The 24,461-nt window shown below is 41.9% G+C and carries 22 protein-coding genes; 11 read left to right on the top strand and 11 right to left on the bottom strand.

Annotated features, from left to right (window positions below):
• Positions 1 to 12: 12 nt before the first annotated feature.
• The 4 genes from ACT3TH_RS01580 (at position 13) to ACT3TH_RS01565 (ending at position 3,178) form a co-directional block, all read left to right on the top strand.
• Entirely contained in the window at positions 13 to 417 is a 405-nt protein-coding gene (locus ACT3TH_RS01580; RefSeq protein ID WP_444754097.1) for a lipopolysaccharide assembly protein LapA domain-containing protein, read from the top strand.
• 75 nt (positions 418 to 492) lie between these two features.
• Positions 493 to 1,191, top strand: a complete 699-nt coding sequence (pyrF, locus tag ACT3TH_RS01575; RefSeq protein WP_444754096.1) for an orotidine-5'-phosphate decarboxylase — start codon at positions 493 to 495, stop codon at positions 1,189 to 1,191.
• A 222-nt stretch (positions 1,192 to 1,413) separates the two neighbouring features.
• Entirely contained in the window at positions 1,414 to 2,211 is a 798-nt protein-coding gene (locus tag ACT3TH_RS01570) for a metallophosphoesterase (protein WP_444754095.1), read from the top strand.
• A 163-nt stretch (positions 2,212 to 2,374) separates the two neighbouring features.
• Positions 2,375 to 3,178, top strand: a complete 804-nt coding sequence (locus tag ACT3TH_RS01565; protein WP_444754094.1) for a histidine phosphatase family protein — start codon at positions 2,375 to 2,377, stop codon at positions 3,176 to 3,178.
• A 110-nt stretch (positions 3,179 to 3,288) separates the two neighbouring features.
• On the opposite strand, the gene rpsT is transcribed toward ACT3TH_RS01565, so the two are convergent.
• Positions 3,289 to 3,555, bottom strand: a complete 267-nt coding sequence (rpsT, locus tag ACT3TH_RS01560; RefSeq protein ID WP_010200097.1) for a 30S ribosomal protein S20 — start codon at positions 3,553 to 3,555, stop codon at positions 3,289 to 3,291.
• A 619-nt stretch (positions 3,556 to 4,174) separates the two neighbouring features.
• Here rpsT and ACT3TH_RS01555 point away from each other — a divergent pair.
• From ACT3TH_RS01555 to ACT3TH_RS01535, 5 genes are all read left to right on the top strand, one after another.
• The gene (locus tag ACT3TH_RS01555) at positions 4,175 to 4,876 is read left to right on the top strand and encodes an NAD-dependent epimerase/dehydratase family protein (protein WP_444754093.1); all 702 of its coding nucleotides are present in this window, start codon (positions 4,175 to 4,177) and stop codon (positions 4,874 to 4,876) included.
• Positions 4,877 to 4,970: 94 nt separating this feature from the next.
• Positions 4,971 to 5,504: a ribonuclease E activity regulator RraA gene (gene rraA / locus ACT3TH_RS01550; RefSeq protein ID WP_444754092.1), complete on the top strand. Its 534-nt coding sequence runs from the start codon at positions 4,971 to 4,973 to the stop codon at positions 5,502 to 5,504.
• A 293-nt stretch (positions 5,505 to 5,797) separates the two neighbouring features.
• Positions 5,798 to 9,502, top strand: a complete 3,705-nt coding sequence (mfd, locus tag ACT3TH_RS01545; RefSeq protein WP_444754091.1) for a transcription-repair coupling factor — start codon at positions 5,798 to 5,800, stop codon at positions 9,500 to 9,502.
• Positions 9,503 to 9,727: 225 nt separating this feature from the next.
• Positions 9,728 to 10,159, top strand: coding sequence for an HIT domain-containing protein (locus tag ACT3TH_RS01540; RefSeq protein WP_444754090.1), 432 nt, complete (start codon positions 9,728 to 9,730; stop codon positions 10,157 to 10,159).
• Between the two features lie 311 nt (positions 10,160 to 10,470).
• Positions 10,471 to 11,889 carry an adenylate/guanylate cyclase domain-containing protein gene (locus ACT3TH_RS01535; protein WP_444754089.1) on the top strand — a complete coding sequence of 473 codons (1,419 nt, stop codon included), beginning with the start codon at positions 10,471 to 10,473 and terminating at the stop codon, positions 11,887 to 11,889.
• 106 nt (positions 11,890 to 11,995) lie between these two features.
• Here ACT3TH_RS01535 and fdx read toward each other — a convergent pair whose 3' ends face one another.
• The 8 genes from fdx to ACT3TH_RS01495 all read right to left on the bottom strand — a co-directional run bounded on the left by fdx (position 11,996) and on the right by ACT3TH_RS01495 (position 19,124).
• Positions 11,996 to 12,334: an ISC system 2Fe-2S type ferredoxin gene (fdx, locus tag ACT3TH_RS01530; RefSeq protein ID WP_444754088.1), complete on the bottom strand. Its 339-nt coding sequence runs from the start codon at positions 12,332 to 12,334 to the stop codon at positions 11,996 to 11,998.
• Positions 12,335 to 12,416: 82 nt separating this feature from the next.
• Complete coding sequence (hscA, locus tag ACT3TH_RS01525) at positions 12,417 to 14,297, bottom strand: Fe-S protein assembly chaperone HscA (protein ID WP_444754087.1); 1,881 nt, start codon at positions 14,295 to 14,297, stop codon at positions 12,417 to 12,419.
• Between the two features lie 213 nt (positions 14,298 to 14,510).
• Positions 14,511 to 15,092, bottom strand: a complete 582-nt coding sequence (gene hscB, locus ACT3TH_RS01520) for a Fe-S protein assembly co-chaperone HscB (protein ID WP_444754086.1) — start codon at positions 15,090 to 15,092, stop codon at positions 14,511 to 14,513.
• Between the two features lie 111 nt (positions 15,093 to 15,203).
• On the bottom strand, positions 15,204 to 15,524 hold the full coding sequence (gene iscA, locus ACT3TH_RS01515; protein ID WP_058024184.1) for an iron-sulfur cluster assembly protein IscA: 321 nt from the start codon (positions 15,522 to 15,524) through the stop codon (positions 15,204 to 15,206).
• Positions 15,525 to 15,728: 204 nt separating this feature from the next.
• Positions 15,729 to 16,133 (bottom strand): Fe-S cluster assembly scaffold IscU, encoded by a 405-nt coding sequence (gene iscU / locus ACT3TH_RS01510; RefSeq protein WP_444754085.1) that lies wholly within the window; start codon positions 16,131 to 16,133, stop codon positions 15,729 to 15,731.
• A gap of 185 nt (positions 16,134 to 16,318) precedes the next feature.
• On the bottom strand, positions 16,319 to 17,545 hold the full coding sequence (locus tag ACT3TH_RS01505; RefSeq protein ID WP_444754084.1) for an IscS subfamily cysteine desulfurase: 1,227 nt from the start codon (positions 17,543 to 17,545) through the stop codon (positions 16,319 to 16,321).
• Positions 17,542 to 18,051 carry an Rrf2 family transcriptional regulator gene (locus ACT3TH_RS01500; RefSeq protein ID WP_444754083.1) on the bottom strand — a complete coding sequence of 170 codons (510 nt, stop codon included), beginning with the start codon at positions 18,049 to 18,051 and terminating at the stop codon, positions 17,542 to 17,544. Before ACT3TH_RS01500 ends, ACT3TH_RS01505 begins: the two co-directional genes overlap by 4 nt.
• A gap of 428 nt (positions 18,052 to 18,479) precedes the next feature.
• Positions 18,480 to 19,124 (bottom strand): hypothetical protein, encoded by a 645-nt coding sequence (locus tag ACT3TH_RS01495; protein ID WP_444754082.1) that lies wholly within the window; start codon positions 19,122 to 19,124, stop codon positions 18,480 to 18,482.
• Positions 19,125 to 19,644: 520 nt separating this feature from the next.
• Between ACT3TH_RS01495 and ACT3TH_RS01490 the strand changes: the two genes are divergently transcribed.
• Positions 19,645 to 19,917, top strand: coding sequence for an HU family DNA-binding protein (locus tag ACT3TH_RS01490; RefSeq protein WP_045445077.1), 273 nt, complete (start codon positions 19,645 to 19,647; stop codon positions 19,915 to 19,917).
• Positions 19,918 to 20,308: 391 nt separating this feature from the next.
• Entirely contained in the window at positions 20,309 to 22,183 is a 1,875-nt protein-coding gene (locus ACT3TH_RS01485; protein ID WP_444754081.1) for a SurA N-terminal domain-containing protein, read from the top strand.
• 156 nt (positions 22,184 to 22,339) lie between these two features.
• On the opposite strand, the gene purH is transcribed toward ACT3TH_RS01485, so the two are convergent.
• Positions 22,340 to 23,920, bottom strand: coding sequence for a bifunctional phosphoribosylaminoimidazolecarboxamide formyltransferase/IMP cyclohydrolase (gene purH, locus ACT3TH_RS01480; RefSeq protein WP_444754080.1), 1,581 nt, complete (start codon positions 23,918 to 23,920; stop codon positions 22,340 to 22,342).
• 152 nt (positions 23,921 to 24,072) lie between these two features.
• A complete protein-coding gene (fis, locus tag ACT3TH_RS01475; protein ID WP_444754079.1) occupies positions 24,073 to 24,435 on the bottom strand; it encodes a DNA-binding transcriptional regulator Fis in 363 nt (120 codons plus the stop codon).
• Positions 24,436 to 24,461: the final 26 nt, after the last annotated feature.

Here is a 24,461-nt window from a genome sequence, read left to right as displayed (position 1 = left end):
GGTATACGTCTCATGCGAATTTTACTTTTTGTCTTATTATTTTTAAGCTTTGCTTATGCGCTCGGTTTGGTATTGGCAAACAATACCGAGATTGGGGTAAATTTATTATTCTCACAAGCGCCGACCATGAATCTAGGGTTGCTACTAATCCTTTGCCTCATACTTGGCATTGTTATCGGTATGTTATTGGCTTTGCTTATATTCCGTGTATTACAGAATAAATGGGAGATATCCCGTCTGCAAAAGGAAAATATTCACTTGCAAGAGCAATTGACGCAAGCCAATGTGGTTATCGATCGTCAAGCGAATTCGCCAACGGTAGAAGAAGCGGTTTATGGTTCAGGAGCGACTACTCCAAATACGGCCGCGCTTACTGTAGACAAAGAGCCTTTGCTCTCAAAACATAAAAGAGATTAAATCGGCAAGCAATAAGTTTGTGATTAAATCTTGTATCTTGTGCTTTAACAATTTTGATATCAATATGGCAAAACCATGAATAATATACCTCAGTCTCCAGTCGTTGTTGCTTTAGATAATATGAGCATGGAGGCATCTTTAACACTAGCTGATCAACTAGATCCTACATTGTGTCGATTAAAAGTGGGTAAAGAGTTATTTACTCGCTGCGGTCCTAGCATTGTCCAAGCATTACATCAGCGTGATTTTGACGTATTTTTAGATTTAAAATTTCATGATATTCCTAATACCACAGCACAGGCTGTATTGGCAGCGGCTGATCTTGGTATATGGATGGTGAATGTTCATGCAAGTGCTGGATTGGAAGCAATGTCACTCTCAAAACAGCGTTTACTAGATAATGGTTTTGACACTTTATTGATTGCTGTTACTGTCCTAACTTCTATGAATGATGAAGCGCTGAGACAAACAGGGGTTGCTGTAAGCTTGAATGAGCAAGTCAGTCAATTGGCAAGTCTCACCAAGCAAGCTGGTCTTGATGGTGTGGTTTGTTCAGCACAAGAAGCCAAAGTGCTTAAAGCACTATGCGGTCAGGATTTTAAATTGGTCACGCCTGGTATTCGCTTGCCAGAAGACAACGCAGATGATCAAAAGCGTATTTGTACGCCGAAACAAGCGTTAAATGATGGTTCTGATTACTTGGTGATCGGTCGATCTATCACGCAAGAAGCAGACCCCGCTGCTAAATTACAAAAAATACTTCAAAGTATTTAAGGTTTTATATTTGTAGCCACAAGTTGATAAAAAGACAGCCTAATTCGCTGTCTTTTTTACTTTTTGCGAGTAGAGGAAAAGTGCTACACTGTTCAAACTTGGGTTTATACCGTTCCCAAAATCATCCTTAAATGTAGCAAATTTACTCGGTTTACTACAGATAGTAATTTATACCAATCTTGTGTATCACTCAATTTTTTTTAAATAATATTATTGGACAATATGAAATTACAGATATTAAGTGACTTACATATCGATAGTTATGCCCGTCAATCACATCCTGTGGGACATATTCCTAAGACGGATGCTGATGTGGTGCTAGTAGCAGGAGACACTGCCAATAGTGATAGTGGCATGCCTTGGCTACAACTGCAAGCAGAGCGCCTACAAGTGCCCTTGATTACAATCGCAGGCAATCATGAGTATTTTAATGAGGATGTGCTGGAGTTTGATAAGAAGCTCGCCACTTGGGACAATTACAGTGACAATTTGAAGCGGGGCGTCAAAGTATTACAATGTCAACATATAGATATTGGTGAAGTACGAATTTTAGGCTGCACGCTGTGGACGGACTATCAATATCAGGCCAGTGATGAAACTATGTCTGCTGCCAGACACTTTATGCGTGACTATAAGCAAATATATGCAGGTAGCAAGCTGTTCTCACCGGAAGTATCAATACGAATCCATACTGAGCAGCGTCAATGGCTTCAGCAAGCGCTAATAACGGCAAAAGCGCTTGGCAAAAAAACCATTGTAATGAGTCATCATAGTGTTAGCCCATTATCAGTGTCTGAAAAGTATGCCAACTTGCCCAGCAATGCTGCTTTTGTCAGTGATCTATCGGGATGGATGCATGAAGATTGGGCACCTATGCTTTGGGTACATGGACATACTCATGAAGCGTTCGATTACCGTATTGGTAATACACGTGTGATTGTGAATCCTCGCGCTTATCCTAACGAGGTAAGTAGTACCGCTTTGGCATTCGCTTGGGACAAAGTAATTGAGATTGATTGATGAAGGGTAAGCATCTTTATTATAAATGTTGCAAACCTCTTGTCATGATTGCTTTAACAGATCAAGTTATTATGATGGGAGCTTTTATCACGACTGAATAGATATTTTATTCATTCTTATTAAAAAATCTGCTACGCTTGTTGTTATGTGTAAAAACCAAACTATGTCCTTATCTAAATTGTCCGCTGAGAAACTGGCGTGCCATACTCCAAGTGCGCCAGCACCCTCGCACCTACCTGATAGTATGATCGCTTCGGTCAAGTTATTGCCTGAAGGTAAGCGGTTAATTTTGTTTACCAGACACTCGTTGCGCGAGCGCTCTGATGGTAATGGTTTTGCCAGTTATCAGCTACCACTGACCCCCAAAGGCCGCATATTAGCGAAATCTTGGGGACGTTGGTTGGCAGGGCATCTACCATATTCACTCGATGTCGATAGTATCTCAAGTCCAATTGGTCGTTGTATTGACACGGCGCAGCTGATGCAAGAAGGGGCAGGGCTTAGACGTGATATTGCACACCAATCGTTGTTGGTAGAACCTGGTAGCTTAGTCACTGAACCTGATATTGCCAATCCAATATTTAAGGAAATTGGCGTTCTCAATTTTATCAATCGCTTCTTGCAAGGCAATCTTGAAGGGACTAAAAATGCTTATCAAGGTGGTCTCGACATTTTGTCGCTTCTCTATCAAAATCAGCCTCAGCATGGACATTTAATGCTTGCCGTCAGTCATGATACTTTGCTGTCTGCATTTTTGGCAGTGATGTTTGATGTGGTTGAAATTGATTGGAATGATTGGCCAAAAATGATGGAAGGGGTGTTCTTATGGTTTGATGACAAGCCCTTTGAGCAAGCAAAGGCACATTTTGTGTGGCGTGGTGAGGTATATAGTCGTCCCATAAGTACTTTGTTAGACGGCTACCATGCAGCGGGCTTTCATGCCAGCACCTTATTATTGCCACCTTAAGTACCGTTTTTCGAGCACACATAAAAAAACCTTGCCCCAGTATTAGAACTAATGGCAAGGTTTTAGTCATCACGCTATCGATGCATGATGCGGTCTAAACGGTACAAATCTTAAGCTTGTAAGCCTTTGATTGTTTTGTTTAGGCGGCTCTTACGACGAGCAGCTTTATTCTTGTGAATAATACCTTTGTCAGCCATACGATCAAGAACTGGTACCGCTTTTTTATAAGCTTCGGTAGCCGCGTCATAATCTTTAGCTGCGATAGCCGCATCAACACGTTTTAAGTAAGTACGAACCATAGAGCGTTGTGACGCAGAGTTCTGACGACGTTTGGTGTTTTGACGGGCGCGTTTACGAGCTTGTGCAGTATTAGCCACGCGTATCTCCTTGATAAAGACAGATAAAATATGAATGTTGATTGCAATAATGGGTTTAACAATCATTGGTGACGAGCAGCCGTCTCGTCAAACATGATGTCGATGTCTGATATTAAAGTATCTAATATTAATAGATCATCGCAAGCGCCAGAACTGTTTGGAATAATTAAACAGCGTTGACGTGTAAAGCCGGTTATCTTATCAAATTATTGTGCTTAGGACAATATATTTGATGATTAATGCCTAAAGAAGTTATGATATTACATGGATCACTGGCATTTTAAGTGGTTTATAAAGGTGTTTATTAAAATTGTTTGTTTAAAATATAGTGTATGGTTTGTCTGATACAGCAGAGTAAAGCTCTACATTTGCACTATAGCTATGCGTTATTCTTGTTAACAGCGCATCATATCAGACAGTAGCAATAAAAATTTTTTGTATCATTAGTAGGATGTTTTTTTGATGGAATCAACTATAGCTGACAAAATCTCTTACAATAAATCCTATAGAATAACGTCAGTGATTCATTAATTTAGGTATGATACTAAAAAGATGCGTTTTTGAAATACCCGTTATTTCATCATCATAAATTTTCCAACCGTATATAAGTAGATAGGATATGCAGCGAAAAGCAATTGTAATTGGTGCGACAGGACTGGTAGGACAGCATCTTGTTAAGCAGCTCAGTGAGCTTTATGACACGTTAATTGTGATTGCACGGCGTCCACCACGCTATATTAATGCCAGCATGCGTTTTTATCAGGTCAATGATTTTGATAATTTGGCTGAGGTATTTGCAAGTGTTGGCGCTGATCGCAAAACAGATGCATTTACCTGCCTTGGTACTACCAAAAAACAGGCAGGCAGTAGTGAGGCTTTTCGAAAAATCGATCATGATTATAACGTGGGTTTTGCCAGACTTTGCCAGCAAAAAGGCGTTGAAAACTTCTTTTTATTGTCTTCTATGAACGCAGATATTGACAGTCGTTTTTCATACAATCGGGTGAAAGCTGAAACTGAGCAGTCTATTATGGCGTTAGATTTCGCACATCTCTTCATTTTTCGCCCTTCGTTGTTGCTTGGCAAACATCAAGGTCGTCCTCTTGAGAGTATCGGCCAAAAAGCGTTTAAACTGATCTCGCCTTTGGTATCAGAGTCGTTATCACTACATCCTATTTCTGCTAAGCGCGTTGCCAGTGCCATGGCAATGAGCGCACATGACATTTACGAGCGTAGCAAATATCGTACTGAGCCTATGACTAAGGCAATCCATATTATCGAAAATAAACAAATGTTAGCAATGACCAGAGTAAAACTCTAAACGGTAGATAACCTAGGATTGATAGTAGGTTCTATAATAAAAAGCAGGCTATCTGTTTACCACAACTTAAGAATCAAAGACAAGGAGTCTGACCATGACAGAATCAATGATGATGAATGAAGAAAACTTTGTAACTTGCGATTTGTTGGATGCCAATCCTGAATCGCAGGTATGCCTGCCTAATATTGAAGGTAAATCGTTTTATAGTTTTGGTGGTAAAGACAGATTTTGCGGTGAGGTTGTCACGGTAAAATGCTTTGAAGACAATAGTTTCGTTAAGTCATTATTGAACAGTGACGGTAAAGACAAACACGGCAAGGGTAAAGTGTTGGTCGTCGATGGCGGCGGTTCGATGCGTTGTGCGCTTTTAGGGGATATGATTGCACAGGCCGCGATAGATAATCATTGGGCTGGCGTCATCGTATATGGCTGTGTCCGTGATGTCGATGACATGGCTGAAATGGATATTGGTGTGATGGCTTTAGGTTGTATCCCGCGTAAGTCAACTCGCCGTGATGAGGGTCAAACGGATATCGAAATCAGCTTTGGTGATTTAACGTTACGCTCTGGCATGTTTGTTTATGCGGACAACAACGGCATCATCGCCAGCGATAAACCTTTGATCTAGCGCTGATTTCAGTAAATAAGCGCAATTGGAAACCTTTAAGACCTCAGCATCCTTATGTTCTGAGGTCTTTTATATTTATAAAAATGTTTTTAGCACAGTATCTTTTGTTTACTTATCTTCTGGTGCCCTTAAAAAATGTGAGTGTCACTGCTAAGACATTACCGAATAACAATGCTAAGTGATGCTAAGTAAGGTTATGGTACTAAGTGACAAACCGTTACGGCATAAGTTTTGGCAATTGCTTAAATATTCGTATAATAGCTATCTGACTCTTAACTTCGATCCTACTCTCTATGCCTATCACTGCTTTGACTGACGCATTTGACCCTATTAACCAACAGTTATTTCCCATTCAAAACGCACAGCGTCGCTGGCTTGCGCCTGTACATGGTGCTGTCAGTAGTTTGTGGCTGGCAAGTTTGGTGCAAGCACCGATATGGGAGGTTGCTGACCGTCTTAAAGTAGTGGTAACTCGTGATCAAAACCAGCTCAATCAGATAGAAACAGAATTGGCATTTTGCGGAGTCGATGCCTATGTGTTTCCTGATTGGGAGACGTTAACTTATGATGAACTGTCACCGCATCAGGATATAGTGAGCGAACGTATCAATCTGCTGACTGACATGCCAACCTCAGGGGTACTACTGATTTCAGTACAAGCATTGATGCACCGTGTGGCACCGCCAAGTTGGTTGATAGGACAACATTTTGATTTGAGCGTTGGTGATCGATTTGATATCAATACTCAGCGTGGGCTACTGGCAAAGGCAGGTTATCGTGCGGTCGAAAACGTTTTTGAGCCGGGTGAATTCGCTGTTCGTGGTAGTATCATTGATATCTTTGCGATGGGTCAGCCGTTTCCGCTGCGTCTTGATTTGTTCGATGATGAGATTGAAACGATTCGATTTTTTAACCCTCAAACTCAGCGTACGTTGACCGTTGAAGACCTTAATGCCATGATGACGGGCAATGATAGTAGCATGGCAAAAGAGTCATTATCTCTACTACATAAATTGCCTGACATCTCAAAACCTATTGAGCAGTTTCAAATCTTGCCTGCAAAAGAGTTTCCGCTCGATGAAGGGCGTGAGACTTTTCGCACCAATTTTGCTACCATGTTTCCTAATGCTAGTAGCCGCAAGTTTGAGCTGCATAAAGATGTGATGGCAGGTATTGCTAGCAGTGGACTTGAGTACTATCAGCCGCTGTTTTTTGATGCAAAGGAGTGGACGGCTGAGAGCAGTTTGTTTGCCTATCTGCCAAGCGATGCGCTTTTCATCACTGATGAATTGATTCATGAAAAGCAGGCAGATTATTGGTCGCAAATCCAGCGTCGCTACGAAGAGCGTCGTCATGATATCGATAAGCCTATTGTCGCTCCTGAATTACTATATCTGTTATCAAATACTTTTAATGAGCATCTTAATCATTATCCACGAGTTATATTAAGTGCGCGTGATGAATTGGCCACGATGACTGATGTCGCCGCGATGGATGAGGAAAATTCACCATTAGAAAGCCTGATACCCAGTAAACAACAGGGACTGGTGACTCTTAGCGCTCAAGAGCCGCCGTCATTGGCTGTGAATCATCAAAAGGCTGAGCCTTTAACTGAGTTGCTCGATTTTTTAAGCATACAAGCGCAAACAGGGACGCCAGTATTAATCGTTGCTGAAACAGCAGGTCGTCGCGAGATTTTGATAGAGCTGTTTAAAGGCAAGATCGATGTCAAAGCTTATGACAGTTTTAAAGCATTTTTGGCAGCAGATAAAACAAAGGGTTCTGACGATAATCAGCTACCACAGGTCGGGTTAACGGTGGCTCCTATTGAGCGCGGAGTTTATGTCCCTGAGTGTTTGGTATTGATCAGTGAGACACAATTATTTGGTCGGCAAGTACTGCAAACGCGTCGTCACCGTTCAAGTGGGGTGTCAGAAGAGTTCTTGGTCAAGAGTGTTACCGAAATTACTGAAGGCAGTCCAGTCGTTCATATTGAGCACGGAATTGGTCGTTATAACGGCCTTATCACCTTAGACGTAGGTGACGGTGAGCAAGAGTTTATTCACTTAAAGTATGCCGATGATGCCAGCATCTATGTGCCAGTTGCCAACTTGCAGATGATCAATCGCTATAGTGGTGGTGATCCAGCGCTGGCACCTCTGCACAAGATTGGAAGTGGTAAATGGGATAAGGCAAAACAAAAAGCGTTAGAGCAAATTCATGACGTAGCAGCTGAGCTATTAAATATGCAGGCACGGCGCGAAGCCAAGGTTGGTATTCATTTTAAAATAGATAGCTCACAATATGAGCTATTTGCTAGTCAATTTGCGTTTGAAGAAACACCCGACCAAGCAAATGCGATCCATGCAGTGATGGAAGATATGAGACAGAACCAGCCGATGGATCGTCTCATCTGTGGGGACGTGGGTTTTGGTAAAACGGAAGTTGCTATGCGAGCCGCTTTTATTGCAGTGAGTGCAGGTTATCAAGTTGCCGTGTTGGTCCCTACGACATTACTGGCAGGTCAGCATGAAGACAATTTTCGTGACCGTTTTGCAGATTGGCCAGTACGTATCGAGACCTTATCACGCTTTGGCGGCAAAAAACATCAGGATACGGTACTGGCTGATTTGGCAGCTGGCAAGGTTGATATCGTCATTGGTACGCATAAGCTTTTACAGCCGGATGTTAAGTTTTCGAATTTAGGTTTGATGATTGTTGATGAAGAACACCGCTTTGGTGTGCGTCATAAAGAGCGTATTAAAGCCATTCAAACCGATGTCGATAGTATGTCAATGACAGCCACTCCAATCCCTAGAACGCTCAATATGGCGTTGTCAGGTATGCGTGATATGTCGATTATTGCCACACCGCCGGCTCGTCGTTTGGCAATTAAAACCTTTGTGATGCAAAAAACAGATGCTCTGCTAAAAGAAGCCATTCTGCGCGAGTTACTGCGGGGTGGACAGGTGTACCTACTGCATAATGATGTGGCCAGTATCGAGCGTATGGCAGAGACTGTCCGTGAGCTCGTTCCTGAAGCACGAGTAGGTGTCGCTCATGGTCAGATGCAAGAGCGTCAACTTGAACAAGTAATGCAGCAGTTTTATCACAAAAAGTTCAACGTGTTGATATGCTCGACCATTATCGAAACTGGCATTGATGTCCCTAATGCCAATACTATTATCATTGAGCGCGCTGATAAATTTGGTTTGGCGCAATTGCATCAGTTGCGAGGGCGTGTGGGTCGTAGTCATCACCAAGCTTATTGCTACCTACTTGTCCCTTCTATTAAAGGTCTCAAAGGCGACGCCAAACGCCGATTACATGCTATTGAACGTGCCAATACGCTAGGTGCAGGATTCATGTTGGCAAGTGAGGACTTGGAGATTCGCGGTGCTGGTGAGATACTAGGAAAGCAGCAAAGCGGTAATATGCAAGCGATTGGATTTAGCTTGTATATGGACATGCTTGAACGTGCTACTAAAGCGATTAAAGCAGGCAGGGAGCCTGATTTAAGCACACCATTGTCATTGACTAGCGAGATCAATTTACATAGTTCAGCACTTATTCCAGAAGAGTACTTACATGATGTACATCAGCGTTTGTTGTTTTATAAACGCATTAGCAATGCTGACGATAAAGAGGCGCTGACAGACATTCGTACTGAAATGATTGACCGTTTTGGGATACTGCCCGATCAAACCAAGCAGCTATTTGCTGTACATGGGTTACGTTTACAAGCTGAGCCGCTAAAAATTAATAAAATTGATGCCAATAGTAGTAGTATGACGCTTGAATTTGCACCAGATACACCAGTTGAGGCAATGGCTATTATTAAACTGATTCAGACAGATGGCCAGCGTTATCGCATGAATGGGGCCTCAGGTATTCGTTATCAGGATGATAAGAAACTGGTAACACCGCAGCAGCGTGTCACTGTGATCCAAGAGCTGTTACGCTATTTTGGCGACCACGTGGTAGGTGAGCCGGCATAGCTTAATTTGATGATGACAAGATGTGTGCTAGAGTGGCTCATTGGGTTAGACAAGAAGTGTCGAGGCAAAAAGCTTGTCCAATAAGTGATGATGCTATTTTATCGGATGGATACCTGATAAAATAGCGACACTGTATTTTTAACCTAGTATTTTTAGCCAATTTTATTTTGTCCTTATATATTTCATCGCCGTTTATCTAAGTGCCATAACAAGAGAACCGTCATTATGTTCCAACTTCATCATAAACTTGCTGCCGACAGTTTTTTAGTGGGTGATTTTCCGTTATCTACTTGTCGTTTAATTAATGACTGTCAGTTTCCATGGTTGATATTAGTGCCGCGTGTATCAGGTATTAAAGAGCTGTATGAATTGTCTGAGGCAGATCAAGCACAGTTTTTACGTGAGTCAAGCTGGTTATCAAGCCAGCTTGCCAAGACTTTTCAAGCAGATAAAATGAATGTGGCAGCGCTTGGTAATCAAGTGTCACAGTTGCATTTTCATCATATTGTCCGCTATCAAAATGACATGCAATGGCCAAACCCAGTGTGGGGTGTACCTGCGGTTCCTTATACCAAAGAAGTATTGGCTCAGATGCAGCAAACATTGATGATGGCGTTACGCGGTCATCATCAAATGCCATTTGATTGGCAAATGTAAGACAGAGCCTCAAACTAATACTGATGGCTTTCGAAAACAAAAAGAGACCAGATACTAATAAGTATCTGGTCTCTTTTATAGTAGTACATCCAAATATTGCTGGTGAACCCTATAGTAAAGTAGTAATTCAAATAACTGACAAAAGAGGATTCTTTGGTTGCCGACGACCCACACTTTGTTTCATTTGAAAAATATAATATATTGTTAGGTAGCTTTATAACTAAACGGTTATAACAACCAATAGCGTAAAAGGTAATATTTTTCCTCTCTTAGTTTTTTCGATCTTCTGTTAGATAAAGTGACCACTTCTTATGCCCTTCTTAGACATGCTGAAACCGAAGCTCCCGTCAAATAATAAGGGAACCTACCGATTTGATTATCCAGAAGTTTTTGTATTAATCCTTACTGTCGTACTGCTTGCTCTTTATTATGATTTTCGTCCTACCTCAATGGCATTATTAGTCACCACTACCTTGCCTGGCTTGATGATTCTTATTTATAATTATCGACGCCAAACCAGCTTTTGGACGTCGAATATTGTCATTATTTTATTGTCTGCAGTCATTGGAACGCTACAGCTCTGCATGATGATGTCACTCAGCTTGGCCGCTCTAATCGGTGTACGCATTATTATCGATCCGAGAAACCATTTAAGACTGATTACAGTGGCATTGGTGACGACCGTTATCTTTTATTATGTGAGTACCATTTTAGATGGCTCTAATGTGGCCTGTATCGAGGGGTGGGTACCACCTGTGGTATTACTATCCAGTGTCACAGTTATCTTATATCAGTTTCGCCATATCCACCAAGAATATACCGTTTATAAAGCGCGAGCGGATCAGGCGACAGGACGTCTTAGTACGATGGTGTCGATCATCAACAAATTGACACGTTTTGTGCCGCCACAGATTTGGGAACCAATTGTGAGAGCAGACAGTCCCGTTAGTGTATTTAACAAACGGGCGAAGTTAACCATTATGTTTTCAGACATCGTGGGTTTTACCGAATTGTCTGATAGCCTAAGTGCTGACAATTTAGCCGATATTTTGAATACTTATATGGAGCGTATGACTTTGATTGCCAATAAGCATGGGGCAGTGCTTGATAAGTTCATCGGTGATGGGATGGTATGCTTCTTTGGTGAGCCCAATAGCCGTGGTTCGCGCCAAGATGCGCTAGACTGTGTGGCAATGGCTATAGACATGCGCCGTGAAATGCGCACATTGAGACAAAAGTGGCGATTGATGGGTTTTGAAGGGTTGTACATACGCATTGGTATCACCACAGGCTATTGCCACGTTGGTAATTTTGGTAGCAATAATCGACTTAGCTATACACTGATTGGTAAAGAGGCCAACTTGGCAGCAAGACTTGAGTCCAGTGCTGGTAAGGGCATGATACTAGTTAGTGAAAGCACTTACGATTACATCTGCCACAATTATGAGTGCCAACCTGCTGGCGCGTTTCAACTAAAAGGTTTTGATAATAAGGTGAATGCGTGGCAAGTATTGGATCCTGACGCTAATGACAGTCACCAATCAAAATGGGTAGATCATACGTTACCTGGTTTTAACTTGCATCTAAACTTTAAGGATATGAAAGATCACGATTATCAAGATATTATGGCGCGCTTAAGTCTGGCGCTTGAACGCATTGAGCAGGAGAAAGAAAAAGTAGCAAAGAGCATAGTAGCAGAAAGTAAACGTAACGATACCCATCTTAAATAAAGATTTAAAAAAGAACACTCTTTAATATTGGCACTAAAAAAGCCAGCTATGATAAAAATAGCTGGCTTTTCTAATACGACGATAAGGTAGTATTTGATGCTAATATTTAGTGATTTTCTTTTGCATGATTGAGCGTATATTTAGGAATCTCGATAGTCAAATCGGTTTCTTCGAGCATTACTTGGCATGACAAACGTGAGTCAGGCTCCAAGCCCCAAGCGCGATCCAGTAAGTCAGCCTCGATGTCATCCATCTCATCCAAACTATTAAAGCCTTTGCGTACAACCACATGACAGGTGGTACATGCTTTTGACATCTCACAAGCGTGCTCAATCTTAATGCCTTTTTCTAATAGCGCTTTACATAAGTTCTGGCCCGCTTCCAATTCAACTTCAGTGCCTTCAGGGCAAATCTCGTGATGGGGTAGTACGGTAATCTTTGGCATAAATTGTCTTTCCGCTAATCGATTTAAAAAATAAGAAATCCGCTGAATATAACTTTTTAAGTTATATCGCTAAATATATCTGCTACCAGTCTTGGGCACTGGTACCTGCCATACTAGCTTTGACACTCTGATTCATAATGCGCGCAGCAAAAGCGTCACTATGCGGCTTAAGTTGTGCTTGTTTTGCCTCAATCAATGCCAAGTCGTCAGTATCAAGCACTGTTTGTAACGCCTGTATTTGCTCAGCTAAAGAGCTCTGCTCTTCATTTGTCAGTAATGCTGCAAATTCTTTTAGGGCTGACTGTAGTGCCAATACTTCACGTTCGGCTTCTACTTTGGTTTCAATCAGAGAACGCATGTTTTTGTCTTCTTCTGCGTGCCTAAATCCTGAAACAAGTAGATGTTCTTTTTGTTCGTCGGACAATCCGTACGAAGGCACAATTTCAATCTTACTTTCAGTTTTAGTTGTGGTTTCTTGCGCACTGACGGTTAGCTGACCATTGGCGTCGATACTGAAGGTCACCTCGATACGAGCAAACCCAGCCTTCATCGGTGGAATACCATATAATTCAAAACGACCCAGTGAACGGCAGTTTTCTACTGTCTCACGCTCACCTTGTACCACATGAATCACCATGCCAGTTTGACCATCTTGATAAGTAGTAAAGACTTGGCGCTTCTTGACAGGGATGGGAGTGTTGCGCGGGATAAGCACTTCTATCAAACCACCCATGGTTTCAAGACCGAGTGACAGAGGCGTCACGTCCAGTAGTAAAAGGTTGTTATTGCTATCACCATTAACAAGCTGATGGGCTGTTTGTGCGGCACCTAAGGCAACTACTTCGTCTGGATTCAGGCGGCAAAGTGGTTGTTTGGCAAAAAAATCAGTGACAACTTGCTGTATAGCAGGCATACGAGTAGAGCCACCAACTAAGATAACTTCGTCTAAATCAGTACTCGATAATTTAGCATCACGCAGTACTTGTTCACATACGCTTAATGTACGGCGACTCACTGGTTCTACGATGGTCAATAAGTCTTCACGGCGTAATATACCTTGATAAGACTGCTCATTTATGATGATATCAATCTCAACTTGTTCGGCATCTGTCAATGCTTGCTTATAAGCTTTGGCTCGTTGCGCCAGTATCGACTTGTCGTGAAGGCTCACGTCTTTAGGGTCGATACTCAGTTGTTTGATCAGCCAGTTGGTTATCAAGCGGTCAATATCGTCGCCACCTAGAGCACTATTACCACCAGTTGCCAATACTTCAAATACACCATCTGTCAGTTTTAAGATAGAGACATCAAATGTGCCGCCACCCAGATCATAAATTAGATAATAGCTTTCAGTATTGTTCTCTTGCGTAGACTGATCTAGACCATAAGCCACCGCTGCAGCGGTCGGCTCATTTAATAGGCGCAGGACATTGATACCCGCTGCTTGCGCGGCATCTTTGGTTGCTTGACGCTGAGCTTCATCAAAATAAGCTGGAACCGTAATCACGGCGCCCTCAATACTGTCTGCTGGTAAGGCGCTTGCTGCCCGCTGTTCAAGCGCGGCTAAAATACGTGCTGAAACTTCAACAGGTGACACATCACCTTGGGCAGTAACGAAGGTTGGCATATCATCCTTGCTACCACTTAGCTCATAAGGATGAGAAAACTTAATGTCCGCTTGGCTACGACCCATAAAACGTTTGGCCGAGACAATCGTATTTTTTGGATCGTCTGCTAAGTGAGAAAGAGCCTCATTACCAACCAGAGGGTTGCCTGTGCTTGGATAATAGACAACAGAAGGCAACAACGTATCGTTGCTTGAAAGAGCTTCTAAAACTTGCGCCTTGCCTGAGCGTACTACAGCGACCAATGAGCGCGTGGTACCAAGATCAATTCCTAGGCCAAAACGATGCTGATGAGGTTGGGCGCTTTGATTGGGTTCGGCAATTTGCAATAAAGACATAAGATAACTCAGAAATAGAATGAATAAGTGAAATAAAGCAAATACAACATACGCCCGCCTGTATCCTTATGGCTTCTATTCTGCTCTAAAACCAGAGTGGCAAAGCAATTGGGCGTGCTTGAAACAAGAGATTATACGGTATCGTTAAAACTATTTTAACCATGATGGTTAAATAAGCGTCATAAATTAAAGATGCTCATGCTTATCAGGTATTTAGACGTATAAGTCATCATCATCTGACTGCTCAGCCGTCGCTACTTCATCAAGACCAGTAGTAACATCTGCATTTAATTTTACTAAGAATTTTAGTTTTTGTGTGGCATCAATGGCAGTTTGCCAGTCTTTATTTTGATACGCGTCGTCAAAACGCTCAGACTGTTTGGCGAGGCGCTCTATAATTTGCGGGTGTAACTGCTGTAATGCCGGAAGATCTTTATCATCAATAGCATCATCCAAATCCATACGCATTTGCATAGCATCTTCTAAGAAGTCTAAATCTGCAATCGAATGCTCTAAATTCTGTGCTTGACCCGCCATCTCTAGCAGATAGCTGGCACGGCTATCAGGTGCGCTTAGCGTTTGATACGCTTGATTGATAAGAGCTGATGCTTGCTCAGAATGCTGCTTAGCTTGGGCTGTGTCGGTCAGATTTTTTGCTACATTGTCAGGATGATAACGCTTTTGAAGCAGACGTAGGTGTTGATCGAGGCTGTCTTGATGAACTTCAAATTGTACAGGTTGCTCAAATAGGGCAAAGAAGTTATCAAACTGTGCTTCTGGAGTAATGTCTGTCATATCATACGCCTTGCTTTTTTATTGATTTTTAACGTTCTTTTGACTAAGATAAATTTTGTAGAAACAATAAGTACAACCGCAATGCTTTACCAGTATCTAAATCTCAAAGCCTTAAACGGTAAAAGATTCACCGCAGCCGCATTCACCTTTCTGGTTTGGATTGGTAAATTTAAAGCCTTCATTTAACCCTTCTTTTTCATAATCCATCAACAAGCCGTCCAAATAGACCAAGCTTTTCGGATCGATAAAAATACTGACGCCACGGCTTTCATAGCGCGTGTCATTTTCGTCAGGTATATCAACAAACTCTAAAACATAAGCCAAACCTGAGCAGCCCGCTGTACGTATGCCTACTCGAATACCTTCACCTTTACCGCGATTGTCCAAAAAGTCTCGAACATGCTGAGCGGCGCGTTCTGTCATTTCAATCATGCCAACTCCCATTGACTATCAATAATAACTATCAATAAAACGTTATATAAACTGCCAGCTATAATATTAAACTTGCCAACAACGTTTAGAAAATAAAAGGTGACAATTGCATAAGCGTTATTGTCACCCCTTTAGCGTTAGTCGCTATTTAACGTACTGCCACCAAAGCCTTGCTAATAAATAATAGCAAACATGCAAAAAAGGTTAGCTAGCAGCTTCTTCGACAGCTGCGTTATGCTTGCCTTTATAGTCGCTAATAGCAGCTTTAATGGCGTCTTCTGCAAGTACAGAACAATGCACTTTTACTGGCGGTAGTGCCAATTCTTGAGCAATGTCGTTGTTCTTAATTTCGCCAGCTTGTTCTAAGCTTTTGCCTTTGAGCCACTCAGTAACAAGTGAGCTTGATGCAATTGCCGAACCGCAGCCATAAGTCTTAAAGCGTGCATCTTCGATGATACCATTGTCATCAACTTGGATCTGTAGGCGCATTACATCGCCACAAGCTGGGGCACCGACCATACCAGTACCAACGTTTTTGGCATTTTTGTCAAGATTGCCGACGTTGCGTGGATTTTCGTAATGATCAATAACTTGGTCACTATAGGCCATAGGGTTTTCTCCTAGTTAGATGATGAGCAGTAGCCGATTAAACTTAAAGCACTACTGACTCATCGATAATTGGGGTCAAACTTGTTATTTATAAAAACAGTGTTTATAAAAACTGGATATATAATTGTCTGATTCATTGTTTAATGGCTATATTCCATAACCATATTGTGCTTCGATATAAAGTATTAGTGCTCAGACCATTCGACTGAATTTAAATCCACACCTTCTTGATACATATCCCAAAGTGGCGATAGAGCACGCAGTTTTTCAACCGCTTCATGCATCTGCTTAATGATGGTATCGATGTCTTCTTCTGTCGTGTAACGACCAAAGCTAAATCGGATTGAGCTGTGTGCCAATTCATCTGGGCGACCGATCGCGCGTAATACATATGATGGCTCAAGTGTCGCTGACGTACAGGCCGAACCTGATGATACTGCCAAATCTTTTAGAGACATCATCAGCGATTCACCTTCAACGAAGTTAAAGCTGATATTTACGATATTGGGTACGCTGTTCTCTAAATCACCGTTTAGATAAATCTCTTCGATGTCCTGCAAGCCGTCCCACAGTTTTTGGCGCAATTTCGCTGCATGGGCATGGTCTGCCTCATAACTCTCATTGGCTAGGGCAAATGCGGCACCAAGACCAACGATTTGATGCGTTGGTAAGGTTCCAGAACGCATACCGCGCTCATGACCACCACCATGCTGTTCAGCTTTTAGGCGGATACGAGGTTTGCGACGAACGAATAGCGCGCCGATACCTTTAGGGCCGTATGCTTTATGACCTGAGAAACTCATCAAATCGATTTTCATCTCTTCAAGGTTAATCAATACTTTACCAACAGACTGGGCACCATCGACATGAAACACGATACCAGCTTCACGAGTGATTTCGCCAATAGCAGCAACATCCGTAATGGTACCAAGCTCATTGTTGACCATCATTAATGACACTAAAATTGTGTCTTCACGTAGGGCAGCTTTGACTTGCTCAGGTAATATAAGACCAGTGCTTGGTTGCGGTTCAAGATAAGTAATCTCAAAACCTTCTTGCTCAAGCTCGCGGCACGTATCAAGTACGGCTTTATGCTCAATTTTGCTGGTAATAATGTGCTTACCACGAGACTGATAAAAATGCGCTGCGCCTTTAATAGCTAGGTTGTCAGATTCAGTCGCGCCAGAAGTAAAGACAATCTCACGTGGATCAGCATTGATGACTTCAGCCACTTGCTGACGGGCAGTTTCTACTGCTTCTTCTGCTTGCCAGCCGTAACCATGCGAGCGCGAGGCTGGGTTACCAAAGATGCCATCTACAGTCAGATACTCGCTCATCTTAGCAGCTACTGATTTAGCAACTGGTGTGGTGGCGGCATAATCTAAATATATAAGGTTGTTATGTTGGCTCATGCTGGGTTTGCCTCGCTGTTCGATAGTGTAATAGTATTGATGTCTTTTATGGAAATATCTTTGGTAGATAGGTGCTGACGTTCTGAAACAGATTGCACATTTTCCATGTCTAATAATTGCGCTAAAGTTATATTTTTCAAGTACTGCTCGATATGATTGGACAGTGCACACCACAAATCATGGGTTAAACACATTGTACCACCTTGACAGTCGCCGCGTCCTTCACACTGCATCGCATTCACTGATTCATCGACAGCGGAGATGATACTCATCACATCTATTTCATGTAATGGTTTTGCTAAAAGATAACCACCTGCCGCACCGCGAATACTAGTAACAAGGCCGCGCTTACGAAGCTTAGAGAATAACTGTTCGAGATAAGAGATAGAAATTGATTGTCGTTTGGCAATATCAGATAAGGACACTGCACTGTCTTGTTGGCTGGTTTGTAATGCCAAATCTAATAACGCAGTAACGGCGTATCTGCCTCGAGTAGTCAAACGCATGTGTTATCTCCAACTTGTTTGTCATGTTTATTTAACAACGGTCTTAGCAAAATGATGCTGATGGTAGCCAAAAATAAAAGCGCTACGCACTAAATTCAATATCAGCTAAGGTGTGTTTTATCGTTATTAAACAGCAGATGGTAGACCCGATGTGTGCAACGATTAAGCCAATTATACTTAATCCTGAGTAATTTAGTCAAGATTAAAGTGTGTTTGAATGGTTAATCTGTCTCATGACTCTGATTGATAAAAACAATGACGAATAAAAGAGCAAGTAGGAATGTATACGCATACATAAACGCTAACGGTTTTAATTTGGAATGCAAGCGCTGATATTTAAATCCTATTTAATAGGTAAAAAAAAGCGTTTAGCACCTGTCAATTGATAGGCACCAAACGCTGAGTAAATATCTGTCGTTTGATTTAAGCTAGTTCATTAAAAGCGCTATGATAGAACCAATCATAACGACAATAGCCACAACAGTGATAATCATCAGTGTCTTTTGCTTACTTTGTAATTCTTTGACTGTGGTTTCGAGTTCACGATTTTTGATAGTTAGCGTATTGATTTGGGTTTGCTGTTCTTTGATACGTAGCTTATAGCTGTCCTTTTTATCTGCCATTTCAGTTTCGGCAGCGTTATTTTTGTCCTTGCCACCTTTGATCTTTTTAATCAAACCTTTTACCAAGTTACCAACACCGAGCTGCATGATAAACTGCTTTACCAATTGCACTTGGACAGAATCGCCGCGCATTTGCAGTTTTTCAGTCGTCTCGCTATCGTGAGTGGTAATCGCATTGATGATTTGGATACTATAGGCATTGATGATGACATCAGGTTCACTACGTCCAACTGGTAACTGGTCATCCAATAAGACCCCTTTGGTACTAAAGGTTGCAAAAACCTCAACATGAGGTAAGTACAAACGTAGTGCCACGACTGTGCCTTGCTTGGCAAGTGGATAAGCCGCTTTACGCAGTTCCGGATCTAAACGCAACAAGAGTGTTAGCGCCGACTCGATGAACACCAAGATGATATTAAGGAAAGAGTGGGACAACGTAGAACGCTTCATGTAGATAATCCGTTTTTTATTTTGATAAATCAGAGGTAGAAAATAAACAAGATTTAAAATCGACCCAATAGATGCAATGGGCTTTTGCTTATAGTAACGCCTTTATAGTAAAAAGTAATGCTAGTTTCTGTCAGTTGGTGAATTATTACCTGACTACTTAGTAATACTACTTGGCAATCCTAATTAGTATTAAATAAAAATAGATATTGCTGGTTGAGCAGATAGTAGATAAGCTTAAACACGGGTTTTAATGACAAACTAAGCTATATTTTAGCTAAAATAACTGGCTAAGAGGGCAGTTGCAAAGGCTTTGCGTAACATTGGGTGTCAAATACGTAGTGCAGTGGACGAAAATATGTAAAATTGCTTGCGCTCCTTATGCTGCCTTGATATAAAGACGATAACAAAGCGACACCTGTTAATGCGCCAGTTAGGTAGTTTTTATTGCTTAAATGCTATGAGAGCGTTACAATACTTGGCTTGAGCGTTTATCATCCCTATTAAACTTGAAGGAAATTTTATGAATAAGTCAGAATTGATTGATAGCATCGCAGACAAAAGTGGTCTAAACAAAACCCAAGCTGGTGATGCATTAAATGCTGTAATGGAAAGTGTTGGCGAAGCGTTAGAAGCTGGCGATAGCATCTCACTAGTTGGTTTCGGTACTTTTAGCGTAAAAGACCGTAAAGCCCGTACAGGCCGTAACCCTAAGACTGGTGAAGAGCTTAGCATTCCAGCAAGTAAAGTACCTAGCTTCAAAGCTGGTAAAAACCTAAAAGAGCGCTTGAACTAAGCCACTTTTTTGAAACAGACGCTGCGTCATGATGTGATACACGAATGAAGACGGCGTTTGTTATTAGTAAAACCGTAGAATGTCGTTCATATTTTAGGTTATTGCCTGAGTTATAATTTGAGCGAAAAAAAGCACCTAGTTATTGGGTGCTTTTTTTATTGCGATAGTTTGTATCAGACAACGTGAATATTTTGAGTCTGTATCAAAAATCACGTATCATAGGGCGCGCGATAGATGCGTTGTTTAAACAAGGCTGCTTTAGATGGCCTTATTATTCTCCATTAAATGCACAGGTTCTTATTCTTACCATTGCCTGCTTAAATAGCATTGATATTAATAATAGTATTACAATGGTTTTTCATCAATATAGGTTAATAAAGCAGAGATAACTATGGATAAATTGCGCGATTTTTTGAAAAGCTGGCCAGGTCGCATTTTATTGATTTTATGCCTATCGCCACTCGCTCTATTGGGTGTCGAAAGCTATTTTGGTGGTGGGGTCGATCCCAACCAAATTGCTCAGGTGGGTGATGCAAGTGTAGGGTTGTCTGAGTATCAGACTGCCGTAAACAATCGTCGTTCCGAAATACTAGAGCAAGTTGATGATGTAAGCCTATTAAATGAAGATGTGCTACACGAGCAAGTACTGAAAGGTTTGATTGATCGTACGTTGTTAGAGCAGCAGGCTGGCAAGCTTGGCATGACAGTTTCTGATGACACTATTAATCGTTTGCTGCGTCAAGAAGAAATCTTTAAGGACGCTGAAGGCAATTTTTCTAATGATCAATTTGCAAACTTCTTGCGTCAGCGCGGTATGACCAAAGATCAGTTGTTTGCTGAGTTTCGCAATCAGCTCAGTCTCGATCAGCTTAATGCCAGTATCGTAGGTACGGCAGTGTATCCAATGCAGGCGGTCAGCCAACTGATTGATTTGCAACTTGAGTCACGCAATATCTGGTTGTATCGTTTTAAATGGCAAGATTATGCTGAACAGGTCAAATTGAGTAAAAACGACATACAAGCCTATTATGATGCCAATAAAGACACTCTGAAAAGTGAGTCAATGGTAGATTTGGCTTACTTACAACTCAGTCCTCAATCTATTCAAGTGAATGATGTGACGAAAGAAGACTTGCAGCAGCAGTACGAAGCTTATAAGCAAGGACAAGCAGTCACCGATGAGCGTAGAATCAGTCAAATTCTCTTGACAGGTAATGATGCCAAGACACGAGCAGATAAAGTTAAAGTACGTTTGAATAAAGGTGAGTCTTTTGTAGCATTGGCTAAGTCAGAGTCTGATGATCCATCAGGAGAGACTGGTGGCGATATTGGTCGATTTAATCCAACGGTATTTGGGAATGATGCGGCAGCAGTTGAGAAAGCGTTAGAGGGATTGAGTGTGGGTGATGTAACCGCGCCTATTAAAACCAGTTTTGGTTATCAGATATTTGCTGTGACTGAAGACAATGGTACTAAGATACCAAGTCTAGAAAGCATGCGTGACGAGTTAACAGCCAAAGCCAAAGAGTATAAGCGTCAAGAAATGTATGCAGATAAAGTGACTGCGATTAATGATTTGGCCGCTGATGGATTTAGCATCGAAGATATTGCTCAGCAAGAGAACGTAGCATTAAAGCGTATCAAAAACTATCCTAGAGAAAACAATCAATCAGTATTGTCTCAACCAGCCGTGATCAAACAAGCCTTTGATGAATTTACGATTCAAGATCAAGCAGTGACAGCTGGTATCGAGGTTGGTAATAGTACCGTATGGGTACAGCCAAGCAACTATCGTCCTACTAAAACGCTTACTTTGGCGGCTGCAACGCCAAAAATCACTCAGATTTTACGTCAGCAAAAAGCCACGGCATTGGCGCTCAAAGAAGCCAAAGCATTGGCCGCAAATATCAAGACGCCAGCTGATATCGCTAAGCAGCCAGTACGCCTTCAGTCATTGGGTGAAATCAACCGTCAAACGACTCGCTTGACAGAAAAAGAGCGTGGATTGGCATTTAGTCAGCAAGCGCCTGATAACGGTGTCGCTGCTATTGCTAGCGAAACTGAAGTAGGGGCAACCTTGCTGGTTGGCGATCGCATCAAGACAGAGCAACAGTCGCCATTGTCTGAGATGCAAAGAGCGCAGACCGCTACGATCATTCGTGATAATTTAGGGCAAGATCAGCTACAAGACTATTTAGATTATCTGCGTTTGATGTATAAAGTTGAGATCAATGAAGCCAATATGAAGAATGCGCAAGGACGTTAATTATTTTTCATAGACTGCTATAAAAGTAATAAATAAAAAAGCCACTGTATTGTTACAGTGGCTTTTTTTGGACCATGGGAATCAAATATATCCTACCAGCACGTTATTTTTCTATTGTGATTTGATAACCATAAATAATGGCAAATTAATGGCAAATTAATGGCGGAAATGACGCATACCTGTAAATACCATGGCGATACCATGCTCGTTTGCCGCAGCAATAGTCTCGTCATCACGCATAGAGCCACCTGGCTGGATAATCGCAGCAATACCTACTTCAGCAGCATTATCAATGCCATCACGGAATGGGAAGAAGGCGTCTGAGGCCATGACAGCGCCTTCAGTTACCAATCCAGCGTGCTCAGCTTTGATAGCAGCGATACGTGCTGAGTTGACGCGGCTCATTTGACCGGCGCCCACGCCGATGGTGCGCTGATCTTTTGCATAAACAATGGCATTTGATTTTACGTATTTTGCCACATTCCAGCTGAACAATAGATCAGCAATCTGCGCTTCTGTTGGCTGTACATCGGTGACGATTTTTAGATCACTAGCCGTAATTAAACCAAGATCTTGCTCTTGTACGAGTAAGCCACCGTTAACACGTTTATAATCAAGTTGGGTGTCACGCTGATCTGGAGTAGGTAAGTCGCCGCAGACTAAAACGCGTACGTTCTTCTTAGTAGCGGTTGCTTCAAGCACACCGTCTTCGACACTTGGTGCAATAATGACTTCTACAAATTGATTGTCAATAATGGCTTTAGCAGCAGCCAGCGTCAATGGACGGTTAAACGCAATAATCCCGCCAAAAGAAGATTCAGGATCAGTACTAAACGCAGTACGGTAAGCAGCTACTTGATTGTTATCTACTGCAACGCCGCAAGGATTGGCGTGCTTTACGATGACGCAAGCAGGGGCGCTGAAGGCTTTTACACATTCAAGGGCAGCATCTGTATCGGCGATATTGTTATAAGACAAGGCCTTGCCTTGTAACTGCTTGGCGGTTGCAATAGAAGCTTGCTTACTTCTTAATGGCTGGTTTTCAATATAAAACGCGGCGTTCTGATGAGGGTTCTCACCGTAACGTAGGTCTTGTGCTTTTTTAAGCTGCACATTGAATGTACGCGAGAAATTCTCAGGTTTTTGGCTTTCATTGACGCGGCTGCCTAAAAAGTTGGCAATCATACCGTCATATTGTGCTGTATGCTCAAAAGCTTTGACCGCCAAGTCATAGCGTAGGGCTGTTGTCAATTCGGTGCCATTACCCAAAGCTGCAAGTATGCGTTCATAATCTGAAGGGTCCGTCACGATACCCACATGAGCATGGTTTTTTGCGGCCGAACGTACCATAGTAGGGCCACCAATATCGATGTTTTCGATCGCGTCGTTCATGGTTACATCAGCACGAGCAATGGTTTCGGCAAAAGGATATAAGTTTACAACAACCAGATCAATGCGCTCAATCGCATGCTCACTCATCACTGCATCATCTTTACCTCGGCGTCCTAGAATGCCGCCGTGGATTTTAGGATGTAGCGTTTTGACACGGCCATCCATCATTTCAGGAAAACCTGTATAGTCTGATACTTCAGTGACGGCAATATTGTTTTCTGTGAGTAATCGATAAGTACCGCCAGTGGATAGTAAGCCAAAACCTGCTTTAATAAGGCCTTCTGCAAACTCAACGATATTAGATTTATCAGAGACTGATAAAAGGGCAAGTGGGGTTGTGCTCATAAAAAAATTCCATAAAAAAAGCCTGACGTAAACGTCTGGCAAGGTGATAATGACAATTACTGCAGACAATATCGCAAGCGATAAATTCATGAACAGAAAATTGCCATGCATAATGATAGTCAGTGAGAATAGGTGCTGTCATATAGCTTATGCTACATTAAGTCGTAAGTTTTGAGTTTTTTGCGTAAAGTACCGCGATTAAGACCAAGGATTTGTGCACACTTGGTTTGATTACCACGAGTTTGTTCGAGGACGACAGAGAGGAGTGGCTCTTCAACTTGTTTTAAAATCAGCTCATATAAGTCAGTAGGTATCTCGTTCCCTAACATCGCAAAATATTGCCTGACCACACGCTCAACATGTACGCGCAAAGGCTCATGTGTGTTGCTGGTATAGTTATCTAGGGAAGCGCCGAAATTGTGAGTCGAATGACGATAATCGTCTTTATCATAATCGGTAGGATGATCAGAGCTTTTGGCAAAATGATTGGCATGATGCTGTGCATGAGTTGCCATAAGATAATGTCCTTTAAAAAGAATCA

The organism is Psychrobacter sp. AOP22-C1-C5, assembly GCF_052378885.1.
GTDB lineage: Bacteria > Pseudomonadota > Gammaproteobacteria > Pseudomonadales > Moraxellaceae > Psychrobacter.
Note: the sequence above shows the minus strand (reverse complement) of the source record. Positions and strands in the feature narration are given on the sequence as shown.